3 protein-coding genes are annotated in these 3,003 nt (G+C 71.2%); all 3 read right to left on the bottom strand.

All coding sequences use genetic code 11. From position 1 onward, the window contains the following. Window positions 1–368: biotin/lipoyl-containing protein (locus tag ABD844_RS46385; RefSeq protein WP_344894123.1), on the bottom strand; the 368-nt coding region annotated here is incomplete at its 3' end. 38 nt (window positions 369–406) lie between these two features. Beyond that, on the bottom strand, window positions 407–1,771 hold the full coding sequence (lpdA, locus tag ABD844_RS46380; RefSeq protein ID WP_344894120.1) for a dihydrolipoyl dehydrogenase: 1,365 nt from the start codon (window positions 1,769–1,771) through the stop codon (window positions 407–409). A gap of 51 nt (window positions 1,772–1,822) precedes the next feature. Next, window positions 1,823–3,003: leucyl aminopeptidase (locus tag ABD844_RS46375; protein WP_344894117.1), on the bottom strand; the 1,181-nt coding region annotated here is incomplete at its 5' end.

Raw genomic sequence — 3,003 nt, 5'->3', positions numbered from 1 at the left:
GCGGGCTGCGCCGGAGCCGGCTGCGGGATGGAGGAGACCGCGGGCGCGGCGGCGGGCGCGGGCTCCGGCTCGGGCTGCGGAGCCGGCGCGGGGGCCGCCTCGGGAGCCGGGGCGACGGCGCCCGGCTGGGCGTTCTCGTCGATGATGGCGAGCTCGGCCCCGACCTCGACCGTTTCGTCCTCCGCTACGACGATCTTGGTGAGGACACCCGCGGACGGCGACGGGATCTCGGTGTCGACCTTGTCGGTGGACACCTCGAGGAGCGGCTCGTCGGCCTCGACGCGCTCGCCCTCCTTCTTCAGCCAACGGGTTACCGTGCCCTCGGTCACGCTCTCGCCGAGCTGGGGCATCTGTACGGAGACCGGCATCGTTATTCTTCTCTCGCGTTCTGATCTCGAGGGCTGGACTAGTTGTGTACGTGCAGCGGCTTGCCGGCCAGGGCCAGCATCGCCTCACCCATGGCCTCGGACTGGGTCGGGTGTGCGTGGATGAGCTGGGCGACCTCCGCGGGCAGTGCCTCCCAGTTGTAGATGAGCTGGCCTTCGGTGACGAGCTCGCCGATGCGGCGGCCCACCATGTGGACGCCGATCACGGGGCCGTCCTTCTGGGCGATGACCTTCACCGCGCCCGCGGTGCCGAGGATCTGGCTCTTGGGGTTTCCCGCGAGGTCGTAGACCTGCTCGACGATCTCGATGCCGCGCTCTGCCGCCTGCGCCGAGGTGATGCCGACCGAGGCCACCTCGGGGTCGGAGTAGGTGATGCGCGGCACGCCGGCGTAGTCGATGGGCGGCGGGTTGAGCCCGGCGATGTGCTCGGCCACCATGATGCCCTCCGCGAACCCGGCGTGCGCGAGCTGCAGGGTCGGGATCAGGTCGCCGATGGCGTAGACGCCGGGCACCGACGTGCGGCAGTGCTCGTCGACCACGACGGCGCCGCGCTCGACGGCGATGCCCTGCTCCTCGAAGCCCATGCCGGACGACACCGCGCCGCGGCCCACCGCGACGAGCAGCAGCTCCGCGTCGAGGGTCTTGCCGTTGGCCAGCGTGACCACCACACCCGTCTCGGTGGTCTTGGCGCCGTCGAAGAAGACGCCCAGCTCGTATTTGATGCCGCGGCGGCGGAAGGCCCGCTCCAGCAGCTTGGAGCTGGACTCCTCCTCGGTGGGCAGCAGGTGCGGCAGCGCCTCGACGATCGTGACCTCCGCCCCGAACGAGCGGTAGACGCTGGCCAGCTCGACGCCGATCACGCCGCCGCCGAGCACGATCACCGACGTGGGCACGCGGTCCATCTTGAGCGTGTGCTCGCTGGTGATGACGCGCTCACCGTCGATCTCGAGGCCGGGCAGCGTCTTGGGGGCGGAACCCGTGGCCAGGACGATGTTGCGGCCCTCGTAGACCTCGGAGCCCACCTGGATCCGGTTGGGCCCGGTCAGGCGGCCCTCGCCCTCGACGATCGTCACGCCCGCGGCCTTCAGCAGGCCCTGCACGCCCTTCCAGGCCCGAGTGACGATCTTGTCCTTGAAGGTGTGGACGCCCTGGACGTCGATGCCCTCGAAACGCGCCTTGACGCCGTAGGACTCGCTCTCGCGGGTCTCGTCGGCGACCTCGGCGGAGTGCAGCAGGGCCTTCGTGGGGATGCATCCCCTGTGGAGGCAGGTGCCGCCGATCTTGTCCTTTTCGATCAGGGCGACCGACTTGCCCAGCTCAGCCGCCCGCAGGGCGCAGGCGTAACCGCCGCTGCCGCCTCCTAGGACGACGATGTCATAGGCCACAGGAAGGCTCCTTGTCGGGGTGTTCGTGATGCCGTCATCTTTTCATTTGTTTCAGATGCTCGCGTGCCGCTCTGCGAGTCCGATGAGGGTGCGGGTGATGGCGCCCGTGCCGCCCTTCGGGGTGTAACCGTACGGCTCGCCCTTGTTGAAGGCGGGCCCGGCCATGTCGATGTGGGCCCAGCGCACCCCGTCGGGCACGAACTCCTTCAGGAAGATGCCCGCCGCCAGCATGCTGCCCCAGCGCTCGGGCTGGAGGTTGGCGATGTCGGCGATCGGCGAGTCGAGGCCCTTGCGCAGCTCCTCCGGCAGCGGCATGCCCCACGCGCCCTCGCCCGCGGCCCCGGCCACCTCGACCACCAGCTCCCTGACGGCGTCGTCGTTGGCCATGACACCCGCGGTGCGCCAGCCGAGCGCGACGATCTGGGCGCCGGTGAGGGTGGCCACGTCGACGATCACGTCGGGGTTGTCCTCGGCCGCGCGGGCGATGCCGTCCATGAGCACCAGGCGGCCCTCGGCGTCGGTGTCGAGCACCTCGACGGTCTTGCCGCTGTAGCTGTGGATGACGTCGGACGGGCGCTGGGCGGTGCCGCTGGGCAGGTTTTCCGCCAGGCAGAGGTAGCCGACGGCGTTGACCGGCAGGCCGAGCCTGGCGATGCCGATCAGCGCGCCCAGCACGGCGCCGGCGCCGCCCATGTCGGACTTCATCAGGTCCATGGCCGCGGACGGCTTGAGCGACAGGCCGCCCGAGTCGAACGTGATGCCCTTGCCCACGAACGCCAGCGTCTTGCCGGCCTCGGGGTGGCTGTAGGCCAGGCGGACCAGGCGCGGCGGGTTGGCCGAGCCCTGGCCGACGCCGACGAGGCCGCCGTAGCCGCCGTCTCTGAGCTGCTTTTCGTCGAGCACCTCGACGCTGAGCCCCGCCTTGCCGCCCACCTGCTCGGCCAGCTCGGCGAACTTGGCCGGCGACAGGTCGGAGGGAGGCGTGTTGACCAGGTCGCGGACGAGAGCGACCGCCTCGGCCAGCACGCTCGCCCGCTCGGCCAGGTCTTCCTGCTGCTCCGAGACCACCGTGAGCTCGGACACCGGGGCCTTGCGCTCGCCGTCGGTGCGGTAGCGGGAGAAGGCGTACGCGCCGAGCAGACCGCCGAGCGCGACGGCCTCGCTCTCCTCGGCGGTGCCGGCGGGCAGGGCGAGCGCGGCGCGGGCGGCGCCGGCGAGGGAGCGCACGGCGG

The sequence above is a fragment of the Nonomuraea antimicrobica genome (assembly GCF_039536965.1).
Lineage (GTDB): Bacteria > Actinomycetota > Actinomycetes > Streptosporangiales > Streptosporangiaceae > Nonomuraea > Nonomuraea antimicrobica.
This window is presented reverse-complemented; position numbering and strand designations above follow the sequence as displayed.